Source organism: Frigidibacter sp. MR17.14, from assembly GCF_037095735.1.
Taxonomy (GTDB): Bacteria; Pseudomonadota; Alphaproteobacteria; order Rhodobacterales; family Rhodobacteraceae; genus Frigidibacter.
In genome coordinates this window covers 1-3,868 of sequence record NZ_JBAWKD010000035.1, presented here as the reverse complement: position 1 = coordinate 3,868, position 3,868 = coordinate 1, and the positions used below count along the sequence as shown (strand labels likewise).

Sequence of the window (3,868 nt, the reverse complement as noted above, 5' to 3'; positions counted from 1 at the left end):
GTGGAAAGCGAGCCCATGTCGATGGCAGGGGCGATCGGGGGAGTGGGAAGCGGAATGGTGCCCGGTCCTTCTGGTGGCGTCGCCCCGGCGCGGGGCGACGTGGTCTTGTCACGCGGTCAGCGTCATGAACAGGCCGGCCAGCAGCCGGGTGCGCGGGACGATGCTGGAAATCTCGATATGCTCGCCCAGCGTGTGCAGCCCGGCGCCCGAAACGCCCAGCGAGCACAGCGAGGCCACCCGCAGCGCGCCCGAGAAGTTCGCGTCCGACCCGCCGCCGGACGAGACATAGGGCAGGTCCATCCCGATCTCGGCCGCCAGCCCCTTGGCGATGGCGTAAAGCGCCATGGTCTCGGGCTGCTCGTTTTCCCAGACCGGGCGCACGACGGTCTTCTCGACGGTGAAGCTCACGCCGTTGCGGGTGCCGGCCAGGGCCAGCATCCGCTCGACCCCCGCGTCGAGATCGGCCTGTTCCTTGGCCATCGACAGCACCTGCGCCCGCGCGAAGCTGGGCACGCAGTTCACCCATTGCCCCGAGGTCACGTCGTTGCACGAGAAGGTGCAGCTTTCGGTGGTCATCGCCTCGATCTCGATGATCCGGTGCGCCAGCTCGCGCACCGCCGAGACCCCGCCCTTCACATCGGCGCCGGCATGGCTGGGCCGGCCCGCGCAGGTGATCTCGAACCGTGCGATCGCATAGCGCCCGGTGGTCACCGCGTTGTTGGCATGCGCGGGCTCGGGGCACAGGAAATAGCGGTTCGCCAGCGCCTCGGCCTCGATCAGCGCGCGGGTGGCGGGCGATCCGATCTCTTCGTCGGGCGTGAACAGGAAGGTCACCGGCAGCGGCGTCTTCAGCCCGGCGCGCAGGATCTGCCGCATCGCCTCGAGCGCGATGTAATTGCCCGACTTCATGTCCTGAATGCCGGGGCCGTAGGCCTTGCCGTCCTCGATCCGAAACGGGTTCTTCGCCAGCGTTCCCACCGGGTGCACCGTGTCCATGTGCCCCGAGACGAGGATCCCCGGCTTGCCCATGTCGGGATGCGGCACCCGCGCGCGGACCGAGGGGCCGCAGCCCATCCGCCCGGGAATGATCTCGACGCTTGCGCCCAGTGCGGCGCAGTCGAAGGCCACCAGATCCATCATCCGGGCCAGCGCCGCCGGGTCGTAGGTCGGGCTCTCGCATTCGATCCAGGGGCGCATCCCGGCCAGAATGCCGTCGGCGTCGAAGGGGAGGTCGGGCAGGGTCATGCGCGGGTCCCCGCGATGGCACGCGGGCACCGCCCGATCGTCGGAATGCTGCGAGCCGTCATGGTCTTTCCTTCCGTATCAGGGGCCTGTCCCGCCGGGGGCGGGCCGAGTCGCGTCATCGCCGCCCTGCGGGGCAGGCGGCACGAGGCCCACAGAAGACCGAATGACGATTGTCGTCAATCCTGCGCGCAGGACTTCGGCATCCGCCGCGCGCAACCGGGCGCAGGTGCTTTTCATTTAGGCACAACGCAGCGGCAGGGCCGGGGCTCGGTTGACAGGCGGGGGGGCGGGCATAGCGTCGGGCGGGCAGGCGGACCCTCTTGGCCCGCGGCGCGGACGGCGCGCGACAGACGAGGACGGAACGAGCATGACGCAGGTGATGAGCTGGGATGACTGGGCCGCGCAGGATGGCGTCGGGCTGGCGGGGCTGTTGCGCAAGGGGGATGTCACCGCGGCCGAGCTTGCGGCGCAGGCCGCCACCGCGATCGCCCGCGTCAATCCCGCGGTCATGGGCGTGGTCGAGGTCTTCGAGGACGCGGTGGCCGATCCTTCGGTGAACGGCGCCGATCCGGCGGGGCCCTTTGCCGGCCTGCCGTTCCTGCTGAAGGACCTCGGGCCGACGCTGGCCGGCCGGCTGCAGGAACAGGGCTCGTTCTACCTGCGCGGCAACCGCCCCGCCGCGGACAGCTTCCTGACGACGAAGATGAAGGCCGCCGGGCTGAACATCATCGGGCGCACCACCACGCCGGAATTCGGCTGCTGCTCTTCGGCCGAAAACCCGGCGATGTATGTCACCCGCAACCCCTGGGACACCGACTACACCAGCTGCGGCTCGTCCGCCGGCTCGGCGGTGATGGTGGGGGCGGGGGTGCTGCCGGTCGCGCATGGCACCGACGGCGGCGGCTCGATCCGCATTCCGGCCGCCTGCTGCGGCGCGATCGGGCTGAAATCCTCGCGCGGGACCTTCTCGGTCTCGCCCTACGGGTCGGACTTCACCGGCGTCGTCTCGACGCAGGGCTGCATCAGCCGCACGGTGCGCGACACCGCGACCTTCGTCGACGCCTGCCGCGGCGCCGCACCGGGCGAATTCATGCCCTACTGGTCGCCCGAAACCCCCTTCGCGCAGATGATCGAGCGCGACCCGAAGCCGCTGCGCATCGCCTTCTCGCATGAATGGGGCCCCTATCGGGCGACCCCGCACATCGCGGCCGAACTGTCGAAGGCGGCGGCCTTCCTTCAGGGCCTCGGCCACCATGTCGAAGAGCTGGCGCCACCAGTCGACTTCGCCCGCGCCTATGCCGCGCAGACCCATTGCTACATCACCAACTTCGCGCAGGTGGTGAACGGGCTCCTGCGGATGCGCGGGCTCGAGGTACCGCCGCCCGACCTGATCGAGCCGATGAACATCCGCATCTGGGAGCAGGGCAAGGATGCAAGCTATGGCGCGCGTGCCGACATGCAGTTCGATTTCAACGTGACCTCGCGCGCCTTCGGCGCCTTCTTCGAGGACTGGGACATCATCCTGACGCCAACCACCGCGCGCGAGACGCCGCGGATCGGTACCACGGAATACCTGACGATCACCGACAACCCCTCGGCCCTCGACTGGTTCGAGAACCTCTGGGGCTTCTTCGCCTACACGCCGCTGAACAACCTTTGCGGCACGCCGGGCCTGTCGATGCCGATCGCCCGGCACGAGAACGGCCTGCCGCTGGGCATGCAGATCCATGCCGCGCAGGGCCGCGACGGGCTGCTGTTGCAGCTGGCCGCGCAGGTCGAACGCGCGCTGGACGGGCGCTGGACCGGGGGCGCCGTGCCGGCGGTGCATGTCACGCGAAGCTGATCACTCCTCGCGGAAGGCGCGCTCGATCTGGTCGGTGAAGGGCTTGGCGATATAGGACAGCACGCTGCGCTCGCCGGTCTGGAAGAACACCTCGACCGGCATGCCGGGCATCAGCGCCCGGTCCCCCAGTGCCGCCGCCTCGTCGATGCGCACCGTCGCGTTGAAATAGGGGGTGCCAGAGGCGGGATCGGTGGTCGCGGCCGGCGCGACCATCGTCACCGTCCCCGGCAGCTCGGGCGTGCTGCGCTGGCTGAAGGCCGAGAAGCGCAGCTTGACCTGCTGGCCAAGGCTGACCTGGTCGATGTCGGTCGGCGTCACCCGCACCTCGATCGTGAGCTCGCCCGTCGGCACGATCGTCATCACGCTCTCTCCCGGGGCGATGACGCCGTTGACCGTGTGCACCGCCAGATCGTTGACCACGCCCGCGATCGGCGCGCGGATCTCGGTGCGCGACAGCGTGTCCCGCGCGGCGAGGATGCGCTGGTCCAGCTCGGCCAGCCGGGCCTCGACGTCGCGCAGCTCGGTCTGGGCCTCGGTTCGGGTCTTGTTCTCGGTCTCGAGGATGCGCAGCCGCGTCTCGCCGATCTGGCCGTTGACGCGCGCGACATTCGCGGGGCGTTGTTGCTCTAATCGGCTGAAGGCCGATCTGCCCCTTTCCCGCTCGGTCTTCAGCTCACGACAGTGATCTCGGCGGTGCCGAGGGTGTTGTATCTGTTCATGATGGCGATGCGGATCTGGATCTCTGCGGTCTGCCGATCCGGGTCGCGGGAAGCGATGCGT

At 69.3% G+C, this 3,868-nt stretch carries 3 protein-coding genes and 1 pseudogene; 1 reads left to right on the top strand and 3 read right to left on the bottom strand.

The features are described from left to right. Nucleotides 1-108: 108 nt before the first annotated feature. Nucleotides 109-1,245 (bottom strand): M20/M25/M40 family metallo-hydrolase, encoded by a 1,137-nt coding sequence (locus V8J36_RS22730; RefSeq protein WP_336469595.1) that lies wholly within the window; start codon nucleotides 1,243-1,245, stop codon nucleotides 109-111. Nucleotides 1,246-1,612: 367 nt separating this feature from the next. On the opposite strand from V8J36_RS22730, the gene V8J36_RS22725 reads away from it, so the two are divergent. After that, nucleotides 1,613-3,088, top strand: coding sequence for an amidase (locus V8J36_RS22725; RefSeq protein WP_336469594.1), 1,476 nt, complete (start codon nucleotides 1,613-1,615; stop codon nucleotides 3,086-3,088). Here the strand turns inward: V8J36_RS22725 and V8J36_RS22720 are convergent, their stop codons facing one another. After that, a complete protein-coding gene (locus V8J36_RS22720) occupies nucleotides 3,089-3,760 on the bottom strand; it encodes an HlyD family efflux transporter periplasmic adaptor subunit (protein ID WP_336469596.1) in 672 nt (223 codons plus the stop codon). It abuts the gene before it with no gap. Next, nucleotides 3,757-3,868, bottom strand: a pseudogene (locus tag V8J36_RS22715) (IS5/IS1182 family transposase); the annotation flags it as partial. The gene V8J36_RS22720 and the pseudogene V8J36_RS22715, both read right to left, overlap by 4 nt.